Source organism: Sphingomonas sp. MJ1 (PH-R8) (assembly GCF_048058635.1).
Lineage (GTDB): Bacteria > Pseudomonadota > Alphaproteobacteria > Sphingomonadales > Sphingomonadaceae > Sphingomonas.
The window spans coordinates 1-22469 of sequence record NZ_JBBEFX010000026.1; the positions used below are offsets into that span (position 1 = coordinate 1).

Below are 22469 nucleotides of genomic sequence, written 5' to 3' on the forward strand. Positions count from 1 at the left end.
ATCCATACGCGCAACGTTCACCTCCACCACGAGGTCAGGAGCTTATAGCTCTCCGCCTGCGCACGATGACGATGACGTGGCGGCTTCCGCCCACTTGCGGACATCCGCGATTGCCGCGAAGCTTCGCCGATGAGCAGCCTGATCCCTGAGCAACGCTATTCGACGCAAATTCTGCTTCTCGGTCTTTTTGTATCCCTCGTCACCTTTGCCATTGTAAAGCTGGCGGTATTACCAAGCCCTTGGCACATCACGTGGATCGTAGGTTTGCCGCTCGTGCTCGGCCTAGCGTCTAATCGAGGTGCGATGCGATGGGTCATGGCACCTGTGCTACTCATCGTCAGCCTGATCGCCACAGCCGTCATCGGCAATACACTGGGAGGCATCTAACGTCCGCTTCCCACTTCCGGACGCTTCGGCGCGTTTACGAATGAACGGCAGCAAGCGCCCAGGTGCCGACATTCAATTTAGCGCTCGCGCTTAGTCGCAAATAGCCATCCCACGCCCACAACGGCGATGAACACGACCGCCGTAGCAGCGGTTATGGCGAGCTTGTAGGGTCGTCTTTCTGCCACGCCTTGCAACATGATAGCTGCAGAAAACAGGACGAGGCCCCACCTCAGCCATGTCGAGCGCGATGCCATCGCCCTACCTTCCGCAACCGCGTGGATGGGTAAATGTCGAACGGCAGCTTACCACCCACTCGTGGACATTCCGCTCCTCCCCCAGTTCTGCTGAAAAGGGGAACCTAGCGTAGCACGGTGGAGGGAAGGTCGCGGCGTGGCGCTCGTGGCTCTGCCCCTCCACCACCGCCTATGGCGGCGGTCCCCCTCCCCATCAAAGATGGGGAGGATTGGGTGGCCGGGTTACTTCCGCGGGATCGTGAGGGCCCGGCCGGTGTACGTCACCTGCGCGTCATACGCGTCGGTATCGGTCACCGGCTTGCCTTCGCTCACCCAGCGAACGCGGATTGCGCGGCTGGCGGGCATACCGGTCCAGCCCTTCCCTTCGCGTGCGCCAAGCGTCACCGCGCCGGTGCGCTCGTCGTAGCGGATGGGAATGCGGCTGAACGCGCCTTGCTTGTAGGCGGTGCTGGTGCCGTCGTCCTCGTAGAGCGAGAAGCTGCCGTTGGCGCCCGTATACACCGTGATCGTCAGCGGTGCGCTGCGATCCTGATCGGTATATTGCATCACCGGCCCCATCGGCACGATCGCACCGGCACGGACGAACAGCGGCATGCGCTCCGCCGGCGCCGCAACGGTCGCCGTCTGCCCGCCGCGATAGGTCTGGCCCGACGAGAAATCGTACCAGATGCCCGTGCCGGGGAAATACACCTGCCGGCTGCGCGCCTTGTATTCGACGACGGGCGCGACGAGGAATGCATCGCCGAAGAGATACTCGTCGGCGAGATCCCGCGCGACCTTGTCCTGCGGGAAGTCGGCTGCGAGCGCACGCATGATGCTGCCGTCCTTCATGTAGGTGTCGGCGCCCACCGTGTAGATATACGGCATCAGGCGGTAGCGAAGCTGGTCGTACCAGACCATCGACTGCCGCATCGGCGAGCCTTCCGGGCTGATCTCGTAGATCTCGCGATACGGAAATTCGCCATGGCTGCGGAACAGCGGACTGAACGCGCCGAACTGGAACCAGCGCAGGTTGAGTTCACGCCATTCGTCGAGATCCGCCGGCTTCGGCGTCTTGGTGGCGTAGCGATCCTCCAGCGCGAAGCCGCCGATGTCGTGAGTCCAGTTGGGGATGCCCGACATGGACGCATTCACGCCAGCGGAGATCTGCGCCTTCAGGTCGTACCAGCGGCTGGCGATATCGCCGGACCAGATCGCCGAGCTGTAGCGCTGCAAGCCGCCGAAGCCCGAGCGGGTGAGCAGGAACGGGCGAACGTCCGGCTTGAACGAGGTCCAGCCGTCGTAGAACGCCTTTGCGTTCATCAGCGGGAAGCTGTTGAAATACAGCGTTGCCGGTCCGATCGCGTTCGGCCCCATCGTCTTGATGCGCTCTTCGATCGAGAGGTTGGAGTGCATGTCCGGCTCACTGGCATCCGCCCACCAGGCGTCGGTGCCGAGCTTCGCCAGCCGTTCCTCGATCTGCTTCCAGAAGAGGCGGCGACCTTCCGGCGAATAGGGATCGTAGAAGGTGCTGGCATAGCCGGGGCCGACCCAGTCCTTGTTCCCCATCTCCAGGTTGCCCTTGTACACCGCACCGGCGGCCTCGAGCTCCTTGTAGGTATCGGTGGTCGGATAGAATTTCGGCCAGACCGAGATCATGAAGCGCGCATGGTCGGCGTGCACCGTGTCGATCATCTTCTTCGGATCGGCGAAGCGCGTCGCATCGAAGCGGTGGCTGCCCCAATCGTCGTCGCGCCAATAGCGCCAGTCGAGCACGATGTTGTCGAGCGGGATCTTGAGCTCGCGATACTTGGCGACGACGCCGGTCACCTCGTCCTGCGTGTCGTACCGCTGGCGCGACTGCCAGAAGCCGTACGCCCACTTCGGCATCATCTCGGACTTGCCGGTCAGCTGGCGATAGCCGGCGATCGCGCCGTCGATGCTGCCGCCGGGGATGAACCAATAGTTCTTGGCCTGGCCCACTTCGCTGGTGAACCAGATCGAGTTGCGGTCCTCGGCGGGGAGCGGGTCGCTGTGCAGCAGCGCCATGTAGCCGGCGTTGGGCTCCCATTCGATGCGGACGTTGGCGGCCTTGCCGGCGGTCATCGGCACGTCGAAATTGGCGTACCAGGGGTTCCAGTTCTGGCGCCAGCGGTTCAGCACTTCCTTGCCGTCGACGAAGACCTTGAAATAGCTCGATCCATAGAGCTGGAAGCGGTGGGTGCCGGTGCTTGTCGGCATCACGTCGCCGGTCCAGATCACCGTCTGCTTCTGCACCGCGTTGCCCGCGGTGTTCTGCCCGCCGGTCGCCGCCTCGGTCTTTGCCTTGGCCGCCTCGGGCCAGTTCGCCTGGTCCCGGATGTACTGATAATTGATCGTCGCTTCCTGGCGGGTCACCACGGGCTTGCCGTCCAGGAAATATTCGGCCTTCCAGCCGGCCTTGCCGCCGGACGAGACCTTCATCCCCTCGCCGACGAACTGGTAGGGCTTGGGATTGCCGAAGCGGGTAATCGAGTTGTTGTCCCACAACAGGCCGTAGCCCTTGGTGGACACCATGAATGGCACGCCGATGTCCATGTTGTGCTGCGCGAGTTCGACGTCCTCGCCCAGGTTGTCCATGTAGGCATTCTGGTGCTGGCCGAGGCCGTAGACACCCTCATCGGTGCCGCGGTTGAACTGCTGCGACACGGTGACGAACGGCTTGCCGTCGGCAGTGGTGCGGGCGAAGGTGGTGGCGCCGGCCTCGTTCAGCAGCACGTTGCCGGCCGCGTCGAGGAAGCGCACCTCGCCGGTCGCGAGCGCGATCTGCGCCGTCGACTTGGCGGCCGCGAGGGTGACGTAGCCCCCCTGCTCCTGGACCGTGAACTTGCCGGCGGCGGGCGGACTGGGCGCCATCAGGCTGGGTACCAGCGGGCCGCTCGCCATGTCGCGCGGCGTGGCGACGACGTGGATGATGCCATCGCCATGCACCGTCACCTCGACACGCGCGGACGGGCCGGACGCCGGTGTCACCGCCACGCCGCCGGCGATCTTCTGGAACGCGCCGCTCTGCGCCATCGCGGGCGAGGCGATCGCGCTTCCGACCAACAGCGCCGAGACGAAAACCTTGTTCATAATCATAGCTATCTGCATCCCCTCTGGCCGCGCATTCAGCGCGCGCGGCCCGTCGTGATCTTCAATACCTGCGGCCGGTCGATCAGGTTGATTCCATAATCGGTCTGGTCGCCGTTCCACACCCGCTTCATCACCCACTTGCCCTCGGCGAAGCTGCCTTCCTCGATCCGCAGCACCATGGCGCCAGGCGTCTCGGACTCGAAACGGACGCGGACGTGATCGCCTACCAGCAGGAATTCGGTGTCGGACATCTGTGCTACCGCGAAGCCGCCGATCGGCTGCGACGCCCAGGGTGCCGGCTCGGACTTCAACCAGGTCCACTCCTTGGTGCCGAACTGCCACTCGCCCCAGCTGCCGGTGATCTTCCAGCCGCCCAGGACGGTGGAGACAGCGGCGCCGTCGTCGGGCTTGGCCGCGCCCCAGGTCGGGCGGGTGGCGGCGATCCGGGCCCAGTCGCGCATGATCGAACCCACCGCCTTGTACGGCAAGGCGAAGGCGTCGAGCGTATCCTTGTCGAGCCGGTCGGAGCCGAGCGGGTAGTTGAAGTAACCGGTGTCGTCCATGCCGAAGGGCCCAAACCCGATCCCGCCACGACCGATCGTCGGATAGAAGAAGCGGGCGAACTCCTTGCCGTTGCCGATCTCCGGCACCATCAGCGCATTGTCGGGGCGCGCGTATTTGTCGAGATACTGGACGATGTTCTCGCTCTTGCGATCGTAGATGTCGGGCGCCTGGAAATCGATTGCCGGGGCGGCGGCCTTCCAGATGTCGAGCACGTCCTGCTGCGGCCCGCCGCTCGCCACGCCATCCGGGTCGGGCACGTTCGATGGCCCGGCGAGCGATGCGTTCACGTACATCGGCAGCGGCTTCACCTTCTTGCCCGCCGCCGCCATCGCATTGACGTAGGAAGCGACATACCAGGTGTTGAAGGCGCGATCCGCCTGGGCGCCGAACGCCTGCGACCAGGTCCCGGACTTTCCGGTCTTGCGGGCGAGTGCGGCAGGGATCTGCTGCGCGAACAGGCGGTTGCCGGTGGCGCCAAAGTCGCGCGGGTTGCGGTAGCTGCCCGTCTCATTCTGTGGCTGCACCAGGATGACGGTGTTTTGCTGGTCGTGATCCCGCAGATATTCCATGACCTTGACGAAGGCGCGCGTGTCCGCCGCCAAAGTCTGTTCGCCATGGGCGCTGAGCACGCCATGATCCTTGCCGTCGCGCGTCTTCATGCGCGGAAAGCGGCCGGGGTTCAGCTTCACCCAGTCGGGGGTGTAGGCGTAGCTGGTGTTCTTCCAGGTGCCGAACCAGAGCAGGACGATGCGCTTGTCGTGCGCGCGTGCCTGGTCGAGCAGCACCTGTAGGAACGAGAGGTCGAACTGCCCCTCGACCGGTTCGACCTGCTGCCAGGCGATCGGGATCTCGAGCGTGTTGGCGTTGATCCGGTCGAGCGTCGGCCACACCTCGGCAAGCATGGCGGGGTAGTTGCTGGAGTTGTTGGCCTGCGCCGCGAGCATCAGATAGGGCGCGCCGTCGACGATAAAGGCGTGGCGACTGTTGCGGGTCTCCAGCCGCGGCAGCTCGGTGGCCGGGCCGGCCTGTGCGGCTGCGGTGGTGGCACTCGCGAGCGCGATCAGCGCCGTGCCTAGTTTGAATACGTTCACTTCACCCCCTCTTTCGGATCGCCGTACAGGATCCCGCGCCCGTCGGTTGCCACATAGACGCGGCCGAACCGACGCGGGTCTCCGCTCACCATGCGCAGGCGCAGACCCCATTGATGCGCATCGTCGTTGATACGTTGCCACCCCGCCCCGCCGTCGAGCGAGCGGAACACGCCTTTCGTGGTCCCGAGCTGGCCGATGGCGTAGAGCGCGGGCCATTTCGCGCCAGGCGCACCCTTGCCGAGGCCGTAGCGCGAAATGGCGACGCCGGTGGTGGCGCGTTCCCAACGCTCGCCGAAGTCGGTCGAGCGGTAGAGGTCGCTTCCGACCAGCAGCCACAGGGACCCTGCCCGGCCCGGCGCCGCGACCAGCGGGTTGGCCGCCTCGCGCCCGATCGCGCGGGCGCCGGACAGATCGGCGGGAAGACCGGTGCTCGCGACGGGCTTGAAGGTGGCGCCGCCATCGTCGCTGCGCACCAGGCGGTTCGCGGCGAAATCGAGGGCATAAAAACGGCGGGGATCGGCCTTGTCCGCGGTCACGCGGACGCGTGAGGGCAGGCCCTGGATCGCCAGCCATGTCTTGCCGCGATCACGGGTCAGGATGGGCCGCGTGGTCTCCACCACGAAGGTGCCGCCGTCAGCCGAGACGGTGATCGCGGCGTTGCCGGTGCGTTCGGGTGGGGGCACGCCGTTGGTGGCTTCGCTTGGCGGAACGCGCAGCGGCTGCCAGTTCGTCCCGCCATCGCCGGACCAGGCGAGCGAGGTATCCGGCACCACCGGCTTGTGCGTATTGCCGCTGCGCACCAGCACCGCCGGCGCCTTGCCGGCGTAATCGAGCGAGTTGGTGTTGGTGAGAAACGGATTGAGGTGGACCCGCGGCGGCGAGACGGTGAGGTCGTCGTGGCGGAAGCCACCGAGATCGCCGAACCCGGAGACGAGGTGCGCGCCGCCCGTGGGGCTGACGAGGGTGATCACCGCAGTCTGCTCGATCCCCCTGGTCCATGGCGCCCAGTGCAGGGTGTCGGCTTGGTGGAAGCCGTTGGTCGCGTACATCGTCGCGCCGGTGACATACGCCGCGTGGTTCGCATCGAACGGGTCGATCGCGAGCCCGGCGATCCAGTGACCGAAGTCGGCCTTCTTGTCGAAGTCGAGGAATGGCGTGGCGGACACGTCGCGCGTGCTGGTGCCCGAGAGTTCCTGCCACGCCCGGCCGGCATTCGTCGAGCGCCAAACCGTATCGCCACCCTGATAGCGGTTCACCGTCGCAACCGCGATGATGTTCGGATCGCTCGCCGCGACCGCCACGCCCATGTAGCCGCCGGGCACGACCGCCGCCCCCTTAAGCGGCGTCACGTCGCGCCACGCTTCCTTGCCCGGATCGTATCGCCAGACTTCGCCGCGCTCGATCCCGTTGGGCCCGATATAGTCGCAGTAGGTGATGGTGAGGACGCCATCGCGGCCGACCGCCGCCTTGACCGGCAGGAGATCGGGGGACGGTCCTCCCGCGACCGCGCGCCAGCCGTTGCCGCCGTCGTCCGACCGGAACAGGTGCTGCGCGCCCGGGTCCGCGCTTGCCACATAGATGCGGCCGCGCTTGGCGCGATCGAACAGGACGAAGGAAAGGCCGCCGTGGGTCGTGCGCGGGCGAGCGGGCTTGCCGAGGCCCGGGAGCGGGAAACTCCCTACCTTCTGCCAGGTCGCTGCCGAATCGTCGCTGCGCCACAGGCCGTCGTGGCGCGAGCCGAAGAACAGGGTGGCGGGGGCGTTCGGATCGATCGCGAGCCGTTCGCCCATGCCGCGGCCGTCCTCGTTGCCGCCCATCGCGAACGGTACCGCCGTCTTGCGCCAGCTGACGCCGCGATCGGCGGAGCGAAAGATCGCCGCCGGCATCCGGGCGCTCATGCCTGCCGCCATGTAGACGACATCCGGATCCACGGGATCGGGTGCGATGCTCTCGATGCCCATGTAGCTGGGCTCGCTTTCGTCGTCCTGCAGCGGCAGCCAGCGCGCCTTGGCCGCATCCCAGCGATAGGCGCCGCCCATGTCCGTGCGCAGGTAAGCGAGGCCGCGCTCGGCGATGCTGAACACGATCCCGGGCGCAAAGCCCCCGCCGCCGACCGTGACGTTGCGCCACTCGTACGGAGAAGCCTGGGAAGCAGCGGGTCGAGCGGTGGCGTGGACACCGACGCAAAGGGCAAGCGCGACCATGGCTGTTTGCATCAAGTGCATACGCGCCATCATCCCCCGCCTTCCCCACCTGATTGTTCTTAGGCTGCTTGCTGCCCTTGCCGCTGTCTATGGCATGGCGGATATCGCTAACACAACCGGCGAACGGTCTGATTAAAGTGATGACGGCCGACGGCAGCCACACTTGGACCGCTCATGCCCGTCTTCTGCGGTGTTGGTAAGGTGTCCGATGTGCAATGCGCTCTACTTCTCAGGAACGTCAGATTTCGCCAGGCTTCCCCTCCTCGCCTCGAGGATCAATCTTAGCGGGCCATAGACGTGCGGGCGCATCTGATGCATCTGCAAAGCAGCAAGTGTAGATAGCGGTATCAGACCTGTGCTCTTGTTGAGAGCGGGCAAAGCCGGAGAGGAATGGAATGCGTCGCGTGGGCTTTTGGGCGGTCGCCGCCCTGATGGGGATGGTGGCAAGCGGAACGGCAGCACAGGTCGCCGATCCGGCACGCTGGCCCGAGGCGAAGAGCCCGGCCGCGCTGGTGGATGCCAAGACCGAGGCGAAGATCACGGCACTGCTCGCCAAGCTCACCCTTGAAGAGAAGATCGGCCAGATGATCCAGGCGGACACCGCCTCGATCACGCCAGAGGACCTGCGCACCTATCCGCTCGGCTCGATCCTGGCGGGCGGCAGTTCGCCGCCGATCGGCGCTCCCGATCGCTCGCCCGCTGCCCCCTGGGTCGCGACGTCGCGCGCGTTCAATGCGGTCGCGCTGGAACAGCGACCGGGGCACGTCCCCATCCCGCTGATGTTCGGCATCGATGCGGTACACGGCAACAACAACGTGGTCGGCGCGACGATCTTCCCGCACAACAGCGCGCTGGGCGCGATGCGGGACCCCGCGCTGATCCGCCGCATCGGCGAAGCGACCGCAGCCGAGACGGCGGCGGCAGGCATCGATTGGGCGTTCGGCCCGACGCTGGCGGTGCCCCAGGACGATCGCTGGGGCCGCGCCTATGAGGGCTATTCGGAGGATCCCGCGGTGGTCGCCTCCTATGCTGGCGCAATGGTCGAGGGGCTGCAGGGCAAGCCCGCGAACTGGGGCATTCAAAAAGGGCATGTCTCGGCGAGCGTGAAGCACTTTCTGGGCGACGGCGGCACCAAGGACGGCATCGACCAGGGCGACACCCAGGTCGACGAGGCGACCCTGATCGCGATCCACAACGCCGGCTACCCGGCGGCGGTGAACGCCGGCACCATGACGGTGATGGCCAGCTTTTCGAGCTGGAATGGCGCCAAGATGCACGGCAACAAGTCGCTGCTGACGGACGTGCTAAAGGGGCGCATGGGCTTTGAAGGCTTCATCGTCGGCGACTGGAACGGCCATGGCCAGATCCCGGGCTGCACCAACGAGAACTGCCCCGCGACCTTCAACGCGGGCCTCGACATGGCGATGGCGCCGGACAGCTGGAAGGGCCTGTACACCACCACCCTCGCCGCGGCGAAGGCCGGGACCATCCCGATGGCGCGCATCGACGATGCGGTGCGCCGCATCCTGCGCGTGAAGATGAAGCTGGGCCTGTTCGACGCGCCGCGCCCCTTTGAAGGCCGCCCGCAGGTGATCGGATCGGCCGAGCACCGCGCAGTGGCGCGCGAAGCCGTGGCGAAGAGCCTCGTGCTCCTCAAGAACAATGGTGTGCTGCCGGTGAAGGCGGGCGCCAACATCCTCGTCGCCGGTGAAGCGGCAGACGACATCGGCCGCCAATCGGGCGGCTGGACGCTCTCGTGGCAGGGCGACGGCAACACCAACGCCGACTTCCCCGGCGCAACCTCGATCTACGCCGGGATCGCAGCCGCGGCCAAAGCCGGCGGCGGCACCGCGACACTTTCGGCGGACGGCAGCTTCACCACCAAGCCCGATGTCGCGATCGTGGTGGTCGGTGAGCAGCCCTATGCGGAGATGCGCGGCGACGTTCGCTCGCTGGAGTTCGAGGCGGGCGACAAGCAGGCGCTGGCGCTGCTGAAGAAGCTGAAGGCCGCGGGCGTACCGACCGTATCGGTGTTCCTGTCGGGCCGCCCGATGTGGGTGAACCCGGAGCTCAACCAGTCGGATGCGTTCGTGGCCGCCTGGTTCCCGGGCTCGGAAGGGGCCGGCGTCGCCGACGTGCTGGTCGGCGGCAAGCGCGACTTCAACGGCAAGCTCGCCTTCAGCTGGCCCAAGACGGCCGCGCAGTTCGTGCTGAACCGCGGCGCGCCCGGCTACGACCCGCTGTTCCCGTTCGGCTATGGCCTGAGCTACGCCAAGGGGGGCACGGTGCCCGCGCTGAGCGAGGTCGCCGGCATCGACGCCAGCCTCGCCAACACCAGCCTGTTCTTTGCGCGCGGCCGCGTGCCGGCGCCCTTCCAGCTGTCGCTCGATCCCGCGGTCGGCCGAGCGGCCGTGGACAGCGCCACCGCCCAGGAGGGTGCGGTGCAACTGACCTGGAAAAACAAGGGAACGGCGCGGATCTCCGGCCCGGAGCTCGCCCTCACGCGCGAAACCAACGGGGACCTCAACCTGCAGGTCACCTATCGCCTCGACAAGGCGCCGACCGGTCCGGTCGGGCTGGCGCTGGGCGGCGGACGGCTGGATATCGCCTCGACGCTCGACAGGAGCGCCGGCTGGCATGTGCTGCGCGTACCGCTGAAGTGCTTCCGCGCTGCGGGCGCGACGGTGGACAAGGTCTCGACCCCGTTCGCGCTCGACGCCTCGGCGCCCCTCTCGGTGGCGATTTCGGACATCCGGCTCGCGACCGATCCTGCGGGCGCGGTGTGCCCCGCAGGCGGCGAGGCGAAGTGATGACGCCGTCACGTCGCGAGGTGCTCGCAGCGGCCGCGGTCCTTCCCTTCGTCGGCGCAACGGCGCATGCCGCGCCGATCGCCTGGGGGGAGACGATCCAGCTGTGGCCCGGCAAGGCGCCGGGCACGCCGTCCCGCCTGCCGGTGGGCACGGTCGCGCAACAGTCCAAGGACCCGGGCTTCAACGATCGCTGGCTGACCGGCATCAATCGGGCGACGCTGATGGTGCGGCGTGCGCCCTCGCCCAACGGCACGGCGGTGCTGCTGGTGCCGGGCGGAGGCTACGGCTTCCTCGCGATCGACAACGAGGGTGAGGAACAGGCGCGCTGGCTCAACGCACGCGGCGTCACCTGCTTCATCCTGAGCTATCGCCTGCCGGGCGAAGGCTGGGCCGATCGCGCGCTGGTGCCGTTGCAGGATGCGCAGCGGGCGATGCGCGTGATCCGGGCGCGTGCGGCGACCTATGGAGTCGATCCCAAGCGCGTGGCGGCGCTCGGCTTCTCGGCGGGCGGGCATCTCGCCGGCAGTCTCGCGACGCGGCATGACGAGCGGACCTATGCACCGGTCGACGCTGCCGACCAGCAGTCCGCCCGGCCCGATCTCGCCGGCCTGATCTATCCGGTGGTCAGCCTTGCGGCGCCGTTCACCCACGGCGGGTCGCGCGACGCGCTGCTCGGGGAGAACGCGGACGAGACGCTGCGGCGGACCGCCTCGGTCGAGACGCGGGTCACCGCCACCACGCCGCCGATCTTCCTGGCGCATGCCAGCGACGACGGGCTGGTGCCGATCGCCAACAGCATCGCCCTGTACCAGGCGATGCTCGACCAGCAGCGCGAGACCGAGTTCCACGGCTTCGACAAGGGCGGCCACGGCTTCGGCGTTCGCCTCCCCAAGACGGTGCCGGCGGCCGCCTGGCCCGATCTGTTCGCCGCCTATGCCCGGCGACTGGGCGTGCTGCCGGCATGAAGCGGATCGCGCTGCTGCTTGCCGGCGCGGTGCTACTCGTTGCCGCCGACGAACCGCATTATCAGAGCAGCCCCGAGCGCCGCACCGTCACGGAGGCGCGCGACTGGGGACCATGGGGCGGGCCATTCCGCGAGAAGCTGGTCCCGTCGCTGATGCAGGACTTTGGCGAGCGCTATCTCTACGCCCCGGCCAACGCCGCACTGCCCCCGCCGGCGCGCGGCGAACAGCGGGTCGTGTTCCTAGGCGATTCGATCACCGATGGCTGGGACCTCGCCAAGGCCTTTCCCGGCAAGCTCTACGTCAATCGCGGCATCGGTGCGCAGGTGACGGCGCAGATGCTGGTTCGCTTCGAACAGGATGTCGTGGCGCTGCGCCCTGCTGCCGTGGTGATCCTGGGCGGGACCAACGACGTGTCCGGCTTCCTGCAGATCGAGACGCCGGAGACGATCCTCGCGAACATCACCGCCATGGCCGACATCGCCGATGCGCGGGGCATCCGCGTCGTGTTGGGGGCGCTGCTGCCGGTGAACGACTATGGCAAGGATCGCGGGTACATGACCAAGGAGCGTCCGCCGGCGACCCTGCGCGCGATCAACGACGGGTTGCGGGCGCTCGCGGCGGCGCGGGGCTACGCCTTTGCCGACTATGCGGCACCGCTGATGGACGCGCGCGGCATGCTGACGGAGGCCTATACTGGCGACGGCCTGCACCCGAACGCGGCCGGCTATGCGCGGATGGCCCCCGTCGCACGCAAGGCCATCGCCGAGGCACTGGGACGTCCGCCACGCTGAATTGGGATCGGCAGCCCGGCTCCAGGCCGGGGTGCCGCGGGATCACGGACGGACGCTGTCGCTCACCCCCTGCAACGCACGATAGGCCAGATTGCGGAACGTCGCCTTCCCCTCGCCCGCCGCGTAGAGGCCGGGCCGCAAGCTGAGGAAGCCGTCCGCGACATTGTGGTTGTAGCCGGCGACTTCGAACGAGCGCTCCTTGGTCCAGCGCTTTCCGTCGCGGCTGTAGTAGAAGGTGACCACATCCTCGTCGTTGACCAGCCGCAGGTGCAGGCGCCGCGTGTCGATCGGCGCGCCGGCGGGCCAGCGTTCCTCCTGGCCAATGCGATAGGCGTGGAGCTTTTCGGGCCCGACGCCGAGGCCGCAGAACAGCTTCTCGTTGTAGAACAGGATCAGCCCGGCCTGGGTTGCGCCATCCAGCTCCAGCTCGACGCGCACCTCGTAGGAGCGGTCGCCGGCCACGAACAACAGTGGCGAGGCATCCGCCGGACCGGTCCCCTGCCCGGTTAGCGTGAGCGCGTGGCCGGCGATGCGCGCGCGATCGAGATAGCCCGGACGCGGTGCCCAGAAGGTCAGCTTGTTCCCGATCGCGTCCGGGTTGAAGCCCGACAGTGGCTGTCCGTGGGCGCCGCCCGCGCCGCCCGGTTTGGGCAGCGGGCGTGAAAGGTCGCCGCCCGTGGCGCGGGGCCAGCCGTCGGCGGTCCACTCGATCGGCTCCAGCAACATCTGGCGGCCCAGCGTGCGCAGGCCGTTCTCATAGCCGTGGTAGACCAGCCACCATTTGCCATCCGGACCCTCGACCGCCGTCGCATGGCCGCGCGACCACCAGGGCTCGTCGCGGCTGGCGGTGCGCACGATCGGGTTGTGCGGACAATTCTCCCAGGGGCCGTCGATCGAACGCGATCGGGCGACCACCACCATGTGGCTGGTCGGCGGGCCGGCGGTGCCGCCCTGGCCGGAGAACATGTAGAACCACCCGTCCTTGCGGGTGATCTTCGGCCCCTCGAGCGCGAAGCCCTCGATGATCCAGTTCTCGGGGATCGGCCAGCCGCCATACACATGCTGCACCTTGCCCGCCGCCGACAGGCCGTCGTCGCTCAGCTGCACCCGGTTGCCGCCGTTGAAGAACAGGTAGCGCTTGCCGTCCTCGCCCACCGCATGGCCGGGATCGATGAGGCCATCGATCCGCATGTCGATCGGGTCGCACCAAGGCCCCTTCATGCTGGGTGCGTGGATGACATAGGTCTTGAGGGCGCGGCCCGGGTCGTTGTCGTCCAAGACGGGGATGTAGATGAAGTAGCGGCCGTCGTGCTTCGCGATGTCGAGCGCCCAGACGTTGCCGATCGGCGCCTTGAGCGCAGCGATGACCGGCGTCCAGTTCACCAGGTCGCGCGAATGCCAGATCGGCACGCCCGGATAGTAGAGGAACGACGAGAAGGCAGCATAATAGTCGTCCCCGTCCTTCAGCACGTTCGGGTCGGGCCGATCGCCGGCCAGAACCGGATTGAGGTAGGTGCCGTTGCCGAGATCGGCCCGGCGCTGCCCCTCGACCGTGGCTCCCCAGCGCGCGCGCGTGGACGAAGGCGCAGCCTTGGGCGTCGCCAGAGCCCTGCCCGGCAGCGTCGCGCCGGCCGAAGCGAGCGCCAACAGGAAGGTTTCGCGGCGGTTCACGGTCATGTTTCTCTCTCGCTGAACGCTATTGCTGCGCGGCGCCGGCGGGCTCGACCGATACGAGCACCACGTCGTTGCTGCGCATCCTCACCGTCATCGCGTGCCGGCCGTCGCGTCCGACCTGCATGGTCGTCTGCTTCTCGGGCAGATCGCGCGTCAACGTCTGCAGCTCGGCGAGCTGTGCGGCGCTCAAATCTTTGGGGGAGCCCATCTCCAGGTAGCGGGTGTGCGCGTCGTTGACCTTGAAGCCGACGCGCCGCACCGCGATCCGATAGCGACCCGGCTGGAGGCCGGCGAAGCGCAATTCGGCGGGCTGGTCCGCCTTGGCCGGCAGCAGCTTGGTGAAGAACGGGCGGTTGCTCACCTTCTGCTCCGGCTGGCGCCATGCCCAGAGCACGACATTGGTCTTGCCACCTTCGGTAGCCGCCAGCGCCTCGGTGTCGCCGGTGGCGATCTCCCTGCCCTTCACCGCATTCAGATATTTGTACGCGAACCAGGCCGGCTTGCGGATGCCTTCCCGGTTCATCAGGCCGAAGCCGCCGTGGAAGGGCGTGGGCGGCGGGCCGGCTTCCTCGAACAGGTCGCTATATGCCCAATAGCTCATGCCCTGGGCGATGCCGCGGGTGGCGCGCAACTTGGTGAGGATGAACGGACCGCTCACGTAGCTGTCGTGCACCGGGTCGCGCGGATTGTAGCTGGCGCTCCACTCGGTGAAATAGAGCGGCATGCCGCGGTACTGTGTGGCGTCGATCTGGGCGCGCACCTTGCGCACGTCGCCGACGACGGAGTCCGGGTTGGTCGACAGCTTGTTGTCGTCCTGCCCCTTCTCGTCGAGGAACCCGCCGTCGACGCCATAGGTGTGGGTGGTGACGAAATCGATCGGGATGTTGCGCGAGGCGGTGAGCGCGAGCAGTTCGGGCACCCAGGCCGCGCCTGCCGTAGCCGGCCCGCCGACGCGAAGCGCGGGGTCGATCGCCTTGATCGTCCGCGCGCTCGACTCATACAGTTCGAAATAGACCTTCTGATCGGCCTTTTCCCAAAAGCCGTCGAGATTGGGCTCGTTCCACACCTCGAAGAACCAGCTGCGCACCTCGTCCTGACCATAGCGTTCGCGGACATGGCGCACGAAGGCGTCGACCAGCGCCGCCCACGCCTTGGGCTCCGGATGCGAGGTGTTGCCCTTCCAGTAGAACAAGGTCTGCTTGGACGTCGCCATGGCGGTGGGCGTGAAGCCGAGTTCGACGAACGGCTTGATGCGCCGGGCAAGCAGGGCGTCGATCAGTTGGTCGAGCTTGGTCCAATCGTACACTGTCTTGCCGTTCACGACCTTCACGGTGCCGAGATCGTCGTGGAAGATCGCGTGGAAGCGGATGTAGCGGAAGCCGAGCTCGTCCACGGTCGTCTTGAGCTGCGCCAGGCTGTCGGCGCGGATCAGCGTGCCGGCGTAATCCGCGCCGATCGACAGGTCGAACACCCGGTCGATCGGGGCACCGGCCTTGCCGACATCGACGCTGATCTGGCGGGACTGCGCAGCCGCCGGCGAGGCGGCAAGCGCCAGCGCCGCGACGGCGACCCCGGCATGACGGAGGGCGAAGGTCATGATGGGTCTCTCCAACTGAATCATGCCGCACAGTGACGGGCGATGAACTGGTCGTGGGCGGGCATGGCCGCGGCGGTCTGGCCGATGACCGTGCGCAGGTTGTGCAGGAAGCGTCGGGTCTCCTGGACGGGCAGCGTCGCGACCAGCGGGTCAACGGACGCGGGCGCGCCCGCCTGGCCCATCAGCACCGCGATCCAGCTGTCCTCGGTGAAGAGGCTGCCCGCCTCGGGCAGCACGCGGCCGCGAGCGCGCCAGAGCTCGAGTTTGTACGCCAGGCTGTCCGGCGGCGGCGTGGTGCGACAATGGCGCCAGAAGTCCGAATCGTCGCGCTCCGTGGCGTGATAGTGGAGGATCAGGAAGTCCCGGACCTGCTCATACTCGGCCCGGGCAAGCCGGTTATAGGCCTCCCGCTCGACCGGGGCATGACCATTGTCGGGAAACAGGCTCATCAGACGGGTAATGCCGGACTGGATCAGGTGGATGCTGGTCGATTCCAGCGGCTCCAGGAACCCGCCCGCCAGCCCGATCGCGATGCAATTGCGCTCCCACAGGCGCTCCCGCATGCCGGCGACGAAGCGCAGCGGGCGCGGCTCGGCAGCAGGCGCGCCGTCAAGTCCCTGGAGCAGCGTGTCGGCGGCCTCCGCGTCGCTGGCAAAGGCGCTGGCATAGACATGGCCATTGCCGGTGCGGTGCTGGAGCGGGATACGCCAGCGCCAGCCCGCCCGCTCCGCCGTCGCGCGGGTATACGGTAGCAGCGGGCCCGCAGAAGCGCTCGGCACCGCCAGCGCCCGGTCGCAAGGGAGCCAGCGCTGCCAGCTGGTGAAGGGAACGCCCAGCGCTTCGCCGAGCAGCAGCGACCGGAAGCCGCTGCAATCCACGAACAGATCGCCTTCGATCCGGCGCCCGTCCGCAAGCTGCACCGCGCGGATGAAACCGTCCTCCGGCGCGAGATCAACCTGGGCGACCCGCCCCTCGACCCGCACGACGCCTCCCCGCTCGGCGATGCCGCGCAGGAAGCGGGCATAGAGCGCGGCGTCGAAGTGAAAGGCGTAGCGCAAAGACGAAAGCACCGCGGCCGGATCGCCGCTCGGGCGGGTGAACCGCGCCATGCGTGCCGCCACCGACGCCAGGCAGTAATCGTGCAACGATCCGGTGTCCGCGATCGGCGGGTCCACGCGCGCCTGCCGGAGCCAGAGCTGGTGGAACTTGATCCCTTGCACGTCCCGACCGAACGTGCCGAACGGGTGGAGGTACCGCTCCCCGCGGCGCGCCCAGTCGACGAACTCGATGCCGAGCTTGAACGTCGCCCCGGTCGCGCGGACGAAGGCATCCTCGTCGATGCCGAGGAAGCGGTTGAAATCCAGGAGCGGCGGGATCGTCGCCTCGCCCACGCCGACGGTGCCGATCTCTTCGGATTCGACCAGCGTCACCGACGTGCCCGCCGCCGTCAGCCGCGCGAGCACCGCGGCGGTCATCCACCCGGCCGTCCCGCCGCCCACGATGACGACGCGGTCGAGCGGCTTCGCCGTCATCTCGCGACGCCCTGCGGGGGGCCGAAGCTGCGTGTGCGGGCGTAGTCGATCAGCTGCCGGTTGCTCGGCAGGTTGGCGATCGCGAACGCCGCCTGCCGCTCCACCTCCGCAAAGGCGCGGCGCGCGTCCTCGACGTAGCGGTAGGCACCGGCGCGTGCGGACAGGTCGGTCTTCCAGCCCATGCCGTACAGGACATATTGCCAGCTCGCCTCTGTGAAGATGTCGACGTTCGCGTCGATGTCGATCTCGGTCGGCGGGCGGAAGCGCCAACGGTCGAGCAGGTCGTGCAGGCTGTCCGGGATCGAGGATGCGGCGACATTGTCGCGCCAGAACTCGGAATCGCGCCGTTCCGAGATGCAGTAATGCAGCTTGATGAAATCGCGCGCGCGTTCGTAGCGCTGGAGCATGTTGGCGTTGAACTGGCGCGCCGACGTTTCGTGGTCGCCGCCCCACGGAAACAGATTGGCGACCAGGCCCGCAGCCACTTCCGAAAAGACGATGCCGGTGGCCTCCAGCGGCTCGAAGAAGCCGCTCGACAGGCCGATGGCGACGCAGTTCTTGTGCCAGTTGGTCTCGCGATAGCCCGCCTCGAAGCGGATCTTGCGCACCTCCTGGTCACCGCCAACGTCACCGACATAGGCGCGCAGCAGTTCCTCGGCGCGCGCGTCCTCGGTGTGGGCGGAGGAAAATACATGGCCGATGCCGCGACGGCGATCGAGGCCGATGTCCCACATCCAGCCCGCTTCCTGCGCGGTTGCGAGCGTGTAGGAGACGATGGGCTCGCGTTCGTCCCGGTACGGCACCTGGATTGCCAGTGCGCTGTCGCAGAATAGCACCTCGCGGCACGAGCGGTACGGCTGGCCGAGCGCCTTACCGATCAGCTCGGCGCGGAAGCCGGTGCAGTCGATGTAGAGATCGGCGTCAAGACGGCCGTTGGCTTCGGTGTCGACGCCGGCGATCGCGCCGTCCTCGCCGACATGGACCTGCGTCACGCGATCGGTGAGGTGGGTGACGCCATTCTCCACCGCCTTGTCCCGCAGCAGCCCGGCCAGCGCGACGGCGTCGAAGTGGTAGGCGTAGTTCAGCGGCGCGACGTAATCGGGGTGGCTCGGCAGCTTGGGCGCGCGGTGCGCATCCGCCGCCTTCTTCTGCGGGCTGCACACCTCATCCCAGTTCGCCTCGCCCCCGTGGCCGAGCAGCCAATAGGGCAGCAGATCCAGGCCGTTGTCCGCCTGGGCCAGCTGGAATGGGTGGGTGTAATGATCCGGGCCGGGCGACCCGGGCGTGAAGCGCCAGTGCGCGAACTTGGCGCCCTGCTTGAAGCTCGCACCGCATTTGCGGACGAGGTCGACCTCGCTGATGCCGATCGTCTTCAGCGTCCGGCGAATGGTGGGAAAGGTTCCCTCGCCCACCCCGAGGATGCCGATTTCCGGCGACTCCACCAGCGTGATGGCGACCCCGCCGGGCAGGTCGGTGCTCAGCCGCTTGGCGAGGTAGCCCGCGGTAAGCCAGCCGGCCGTACCGCCGCCGACGATCAGCAAGCGTTTGCGCATCGCGCCCCTCTATTGCAGCAAGCGTGGCGCCGGGTGTACCCCGGCGCCACCACTAGGTCAGAACACCAGGCTGATGCTGGTCGCGATACGGCGGTCGCTCTGGAACCAGCTGCGGCCTACCAGCTTGCCGCCGGGATAGCCGCCCATCAGCGTGCGCTGGGTTGAGTTGGTCAGGTTCTGCCCCTGAATGCCGAACGAGAAGTTGTCGTTCACCTTGAAGCGGATGCCCGCGTCCAACTGGCCATAGGAGTCGCTGTACGTCGGCAGCGCGATCTGCGTGCCCGCATCCGGTCCGGTCGCACCGGTGGTCGGATTGTAGATTACCCCCGGCGCGCTGTAGAACGCGTAGGTCGGGTTGGTGCCGGACGCATTGGTCGACTGCAGGTACTTCGACCGCCACGTATAGGCGATACGCAGCGAGAACGGATCCTTTTCGTACAGGAAGGTCGCGTTCACATTGTGCTTCGACAGGCCGGCCAGCGGCGCATCATTGTGGATCGCGCCGTTGATGTCGCGATAGACGTCACCCGGGTTCTTGCTGTCGATGAACGTGTAGTTCGCCTCGACACCGATGCCGGAGAGCCAACCGGGCAGCATGTCGAAGAAATACCGTCCGCCGACTTCGATGCCCTTGATCTCTGCCGCCTCGTCCGAGTTGCGGTAGATGCTTGCGGACGCCGTCGTGTCGATGCTGGTACCGTCTTGGAACACCACATTGACCGGCACCTGCGTCAGCGAGAACACCGCCGTGTCGAGCAGCCGCTTGTAGAACGGCGCGATGTGGAAGCTGCGGCCGTTCGGACCGTAATATTCCAGCGACAGATCGAAGTTGTGCGCCGTGGTGGGCTTGAGCGTCGGATCTCCACTCTCGAAGGTGAAGTTGGTAAAAATGCCGGGCTGACCTGCCACGGGGTTGGTCGAGGTCGCCACGCCCAGCGTGCCCGAGGAACGCAGCGCGGTGAAGCTCTGGTTGTCCAGGGTGATGTTGTAGCCGCCGCGGAGCTTGACCGTGTCGGCGAGCGCATATTCGAGGTTCACCGACGGCAGCACCCGGGTGAACTTCGCGCCATCGGACACGACATTCGCTTCCTGAGCCAGCGTCACGGTCTGGCCGGCGCTGTTGATGAACGTGACGACGTTCTGCTGGAAATAGCCGCTGCTGTTGTTGTCGATGTGCACCAGACGCGCGCCGACGTTACCGGAGAAGGCACCGCCTTCCCGTCCGAACCGCGCCAGTGCGTAGCCGGCCCAGGTCTCGGTGCGGTATTCGGTCAGATCGTCCGGCAGGACGAACCCGACCGGGCGGATACCGCTCTGGCCGCCATAGCCGGTGGTCGGCAGCTGGCCCGACGCCGAGCAGTTGTACTGCTGCGCTTCGCTGCAGAAACCGGCCGGCGGCGACTGGGTCAGCTCTTCGCGATCGAGGCGGCTGACCAGATCATAGGACGGAAACAGCAGCTGCCCGGGAATGACCGCGTCGCCACGGAAGAAGTTCTTGAAGGTGTGCCGCTCGATGTCGCCCGGCGCCGCATTGGCGAAGGTGAGCTGCGGGTCGCCATTCCAGCCGCGGCCGAGTGCCGCCCAGTTGTAGCCGTTGTTGTAGTCGCGCTCGGTCCGCTCCGACCAGCGCGCGCCCGCCTTCACCGAACGGAAGAAGCTGTCGTCGAAGCTGTACTCGAGGTCCAGGTTTGCGGAGTCGAGCCGGCCCTTGTTGTTCTCGTTGTGCGGCATCGACGCCGACCAGAGATAGTTCGACGGATCGTTAAAGATCGCCTGCGACCCTGCCGGCACGCTGACGACCGGCAGATCGCCCGAAAGGTCGAAGCCGAAGCTGGTCGGGAAATTGAGGTCGCGGAACACGTCGAGGCGGTTGAGCTCATTGGTCGACTCAACGCGCTGAATCGCACCCTTGATCGACAGCGGGCTGTCGGCCGGGGTGAACTGCGCGGCCAGCGAATAGTCGCGGGTGACGGTTTCGCTGTCCCAGACGCCCTTGTTGCCGCCGCTGACGATCGAGCCGCCGCTCGGCAGGAAGGTGTTCTGGTCGCGCACGAACACCGACGGGCTGGAAACCAGCAGTCCGTTCTCGTCGAACTGCGATTCGGACGGGTTTACCGCCAGCACCTGCGACGCGACCTGCGCGCCATAGTCGCTCGACAGGTTCTCGTAGCGCGACTGGAAGAAGGTGCCCGTCAGGGTAAAGGCGTCCGACGGCGACCACTGGACGGCGCCGTAGATGCCGGTGCGATCACGCTGGAAACGCTCGTCGCCGTACGCATAGCCGCCCGGGACGTAGTAATCGTCCCCTTCCAGGCGCGTGCGGAAATAGGGCTCGACGCGGAAGAACTGCGACAGCTGGGTGAAGCGGCTGCGCGCGACGTCGACCATGACACCGATGTCGCCGATGCCCGTCTGAAAGTTCTTCGAGACCAGGATAGATCCGGCGTAGTCGGCATTCTGCGCCAGGTCGCCCAGGCTGAGCTCGCCGGTCGCCGCGATGTGGAGATCCTGGTCGCGATAGTCGAACGGCAGCCGCGTGCGCAGGTCGATCTGGCCGCCGGTGCCGCCCTCGATCAGATCCGCGGTCGACGCCTTGTAGACGTCCACGGCGCTCATGAGTTCGGGCGTGACGTCACCCCACAGCAGCGCACGACCGCCGTTCGCGCTGAAGATCTCGCGACCGTTGAGGCGGGAAGCCACGCCCGACAGGCCGCGCACCTGCACGCCCGAACCCTGGGCGGAGAAGTGATCGGGATCGTTCAACGCCGAGAAGCGGACGATCGAGACGCCCGAGACACGCTGCAACACTTCGGTGATCGAATTGTCGGGCAGCTTGCCTGCGTCATCCGCCACGACGGAGTCGACGATGGTCTCGCTGCGGCGCTTGCGGTCGTCCGCGGCCTCCAGCGCGGCGCGACGGCCGGTCACGACGATCTCATCACCGCCAGCGGCTTCCGCCTCGGGCCCCGCCGCCTGCTGAGTCGCGTCGGGCGTTTCCTGCTGAACCTGTGCCCAGGCCGGCAGTGCCGACCCCACCGCGACCAGTGCCACCGCGGAGGCGCCCATCCGAAGCGCCGCTGCCTGCACCGAGCGTGAACGATGCCAGCGAGAAATCATTGCAAAAGTCCTCCCCATGCCAGTGGCTGCCACCGCTTACCGGGCGGCTCTCCACGGTAGCGCTCCCATTATCGGGCGTTGATTAATAAGCCAACTAGAATTCACGTAGATGTCACAGAATGAATTCGGCCGCATCACAAATCTGCGGACGCGCGGTCCACGCCGGCATTTCCTCGCCTCCGAGAACCGGTGCGACGAGCGCGACTGCTGCCCAGAGCTGGCGTCACGCGGAATCGGGTAGCCCTCGATACAGGCACGTTCAGCCACAGCAGCACGGGTCGGGCACCCAAGACCCAAGTGCCGCAGCGAAACAGCGAAGCACCCAAGCCGAAAAGCCGCCCGTGGCGTTCGAGCCCCCAACGCTCGCTGCAACCTGCAGCTTCCTTCTGCCGTACCCCGGCGGAGGCCGGGGTCCAGTTGCGGTGAGCCTTGTTGGGGAGCGCGGCGTGTCGGGGTGGCGGAGGGACGCGCGAGGAGCGCAGCGCCGACGACTGGGCACCCACCGCTTCCGTTCCGGACGCAAGCGCCCGCGCACGCATTCGGCGTATGCCCCAGACGCAACAAAGCCCGCTGTCTTGCGACAAGCGGGCTTTTGAGTTGGTTGCGGGGACAGGATTTGAACCTGTGACCTTCAGGTTATGAGCCTGACGAGCTACCGGGCTGCTCCACCCCGCGCCAGGGTGAATTGCATTGTGAATGGGTGTTTGTGTGCACGAGCTTCAATGCCTGGCGACGACCTACTCTTCCATCGCTTGAGCGATAGTACCATTGGCGCGGTCTGGTTTCACGGCCGAGTTCGGGATGGGATCGGGTGGGTCACAGACGCTATAGCCACCA

General features: G+C 67.0%; 12 protein-coding genes, 1 tRNA gene and 1 rRNA gene. 4 read left to right on the forward strand and 10 right to left on the reverse strand.

Going from position 1 to position 22469, the window contains the following annotated elements; translation table 11 throughout:
• Nucleotides 1-129: 129 nt before the first annotated feature.
• Nucleotides 130-387 (forward strand): hypothetical protein, encoded by a 258-nt coding sequence (locus tag VPH46_RS15465; protein ID WP_416612629.1) that lies wholly within the window; start codon nt 130-132, stop codon nt 385-387.
• Nucleotides 388-863: 476 nt separating this feature from the next.
• Here VPH46_RS15465 and VPH46_RS15470 read toward each other — a convergent pair whose 3' ends face one another.
• The 3 genes from VPH46_RS15470 to VPH46_RS15480 are packed head-to-tail and all read right to left on the reverse strand — an operon-like array spanning nt 864 to nt 7623.
• Nucleotides 864-3734 carry a TIM-barrel domain-containing protein gene (locus VPH46_RS15470; RefSeq protein WP_416612631.1) on the reverse strand — a complete coding sequence of 957 codons (2871 nt, stop codon included), beginning with the start codon at nt 3732-3734 and terminating at the stop codon, nt 864-866.
• Between the two features lie 35 nt (nt 3735-3769).
• Nucleotides 3770-5500: a DUF5597 domain-containing protein gene (locus VPH46_RS15475; protein ID WP_416612633.1), complete on the reverse strand. Its 1731-nt coding sequence runs from the start codon at nt 5498-5500 to the stop codon at nt 3770-3772.
• The gene (locus VPH46_RS15480; protein WP_416612634.1) at nt 5386-7623 is read right to left on the reverse strand and encodes a hypothetical protein; all 2238 of its coding nucleotides are present in this window, start codon (nt 7621-7623) and stop codon (nt 5386-5388) included. The genes VPH46_RS15475 and VPH46_RS15480 overlap by 115 nt, the downstream gene beginning before the upstream one ends.
• 365 nt (nt 7624-7988) lie before the next feature.
• On the opposite strand from VPH46_RS15480, the gene VPH46_RS15485 reads away from it, so the two are divergent.
• Genes VPH46_RS15485 through VPH46_RS15495 form a run of 3 tightly spaced genes read left to right on the forward strand, consistent with a single transcriptional unit; the run spans nt 7989 to nt 12159 of the window.
• Nucleotides 7989-10403: a glycoside hydrolase family 3 N-terminal domain-containing protein gene (locus tag VPH46_RS15485; protein ID WP_416612636.1), complete on the forward strand. Its 2415-nt coding sequence runs from the start codon at nt 7989-7991 to the stop codon at nt 10401-10403.
• On the forward strand, nt 10403-11368 hold the full coding sequence (locus VPH46_RS15490; protein ID WP_416612638.1) for an alpha/beta hydrolase: 966 nt from the start codon (nt 10403-10405) through the stop codon (nt 11366-11368). The genes VPH46_RS15485 and VPH46_RS15490 overlap by 1 nt, the downstream gene beginning before the upstream one ends.
• Nucleotides 11365-12159 (forward strand): GDSL-type esterase/lipase family protein, encoded by a 795-nt coding sequence (locus VPH46_RS15495; protein WP_416612641.1) that lies wholly within the window; start codon nt 11365-11367, stop codon nt 12157-12159. Before VPH46_RS15490 ends, VPH46_RS15495 begins: the two co-directional genes overlap by 4 nt.
• 42 nt (nt 12160-12201) lie before the next feature.
• Here the strand turns inward: VPH46_RS15495 and VPH46_RS15500 are convergent, their stop codons facing one another.
• From VPH46_RS15500 to rrf, 7 genes are all read right to left on the reverse strand, one after another.
• Nucleotides 12202-13836, reverse strand: coding sequence for a family 43 glycosylhydrolase (locus tag VPH46_RS15500; protein WP_416612643.1), 1635 nt, complete (start codon nt 13834-13836; stop codon nt 12202-12204).
• Between the two features lie 19 nt (nt 13837-13855).
• A complete protein-coding gene (locus VPH46_RS15505) occupies nt 13856-15430 on the reverse strand; it encodes a GH39 family glycosyl hydrolase (RefSeq protein ID WP_416612645.1) in 1575 nt (524 codons plus the stop codon).
• A gap of 20 nt (nt 15431-15450) precedes the next feature.
• A complete protein-coding gene (locus tag VPH46_RS15510; RefSeq protein ID WP_416612648.1) occupies nt 15451-16962 on the reverse strand; it encodes a tryptophan halogenase family protein in 1512 nt (503 codons plus the stop codon).
• Nucleotides 16959-18515: a tryptophan halogenase family protein gene (locus VPH46_RS15515; protein ID WP_416612650.1), complete on the reverse strand. Its 1557-nt coding sequence runs from the start codon at nt 18513-18515 to the stop codon at nt 16959-16961. Before VPH46_RS15515 ends, VPH46_RS15510 begins: the two co-directional genes overlap by 4 nt.
• A 57-nt stretch (nt 18516-18572) precedes the next feature.
• Nucleotides 18573-21632: a TonB-dependent receptor gene (locus VPH46_RS15520; RefSeq protein ID WP_416612652.1), complete on the reverse strand. Its 3060-nt coding sequence runs from the start codon at nt 21630-21632 to the stop codon at nt 18573-18575.
• 598 nt (nt 21633-22230) lie between these two features.
• Nucleotides 22231-22307, reverse strand: a tRNA-Met gene (locus VPH46_RS15525).
• Nucleotides 22308-22356: 49 nt separating this feature from the next.
• Nucleotides 22357-22469, reverse strand: a 5S ribosomal RNA gene (rrf, locus tag VPH46_RS15530); the annotation flags it as partial.

What these genes read in the sequence shown, in the direction of transcription:
- VPH46_RS15465 (WP_416612629.1), top strand. Translation starts at nt 130, where the DNA reads ATGAGCAGCCTGATCCCTGAGCAACGCTATTCGACGCAAATTCTGCTT.
- VPH46_RS15470 (WP_416612631.1), bottom strand. Translation starts at nt 3,734, where the DNA reads ATGAACAAGGTTTTCGTCTCGGCGCTGTTGGTCGGAAGCGCGATCGCC.
- VPH46_RS15475 (WP_416612633.1), bottom strand. Translation starts at nt 5,500, where the DNA reads ATGGGGTCTGCGCCTGCGCATGGTGAGCGGAGACCCGCGTCGGTTCGG.
- VPH46_RS15480 (WP_416612634.1), bottom strand. Translation starts at nt 7,623, where the DNA reads ATGGCGCGTATGCACTTGATGCAAACAGCCATGGTCGCGCTTGCCCTT.
- VPH46_RS15485 (WP_416612636.1), top strand. Translation starts at nt 7,989, where the DNA reads ATGCGTCGCGTGGGCTTTTGGGCGGTCGCCGCCCTGATGGGGATGGTG.
- VPH46_RS15490 (WP_416612638.1), top strand. Translation starts at nt 10,403, where the DNA reads ATGACGCCGTCACGTCGCGAGGTGCTCGCAGCGGCCGCGGTCCTTCCC.
- VPH46_RS15495 (WP_416612641.1), top strand. Translation starts at nt 11,365, where the DNA reads ATGAAGCGGATCGCGCTGCTGCTTGCCGGCGCGGTGCTACTCGTTGCC.
- VPH46_RS15500 (WP_416612643.1), bottom strand. Translation starts at nt 13,836, where the DNA reads ATGACCGTGAACCGCCGCGAAACCTTCCTGTTGGCGCTCGCTTCGGCC.
- VPH46_RS15505 (WP_416612645.1), bottom strand. Translation starts at nt 15,430, where the DNA reads ATGACCTTCGCCCTCCGTCATGCCGGGGTCGCCGTCGCGGCGCTGGCG.
- VPH46_RS15510 (WP_416612648.1), bottom strand. Translation starts at nt 16,962, where the DNA reads ATGACGGCGAAGCCGCTCGACCGCGTCGTCATCGTGGGCGGCGGGACG.
- VPH46_RS15515 (WP_416612650.1), bottom strand. Translation starts at nt 18,515, where the DNA reads ATGCGCAAACGCTTGCTGATCGTCGGCGGCGGTACGGCCGGCTGGCTT.
- VPH46_RS15520 (WP_416612652.1), bottom strand. Translation starts at nt 21,632, where the DNA reads ATGATTTCTCGCTGGCATCGTTCACGCTCGGTGCAGGCAGCGGCGCTT.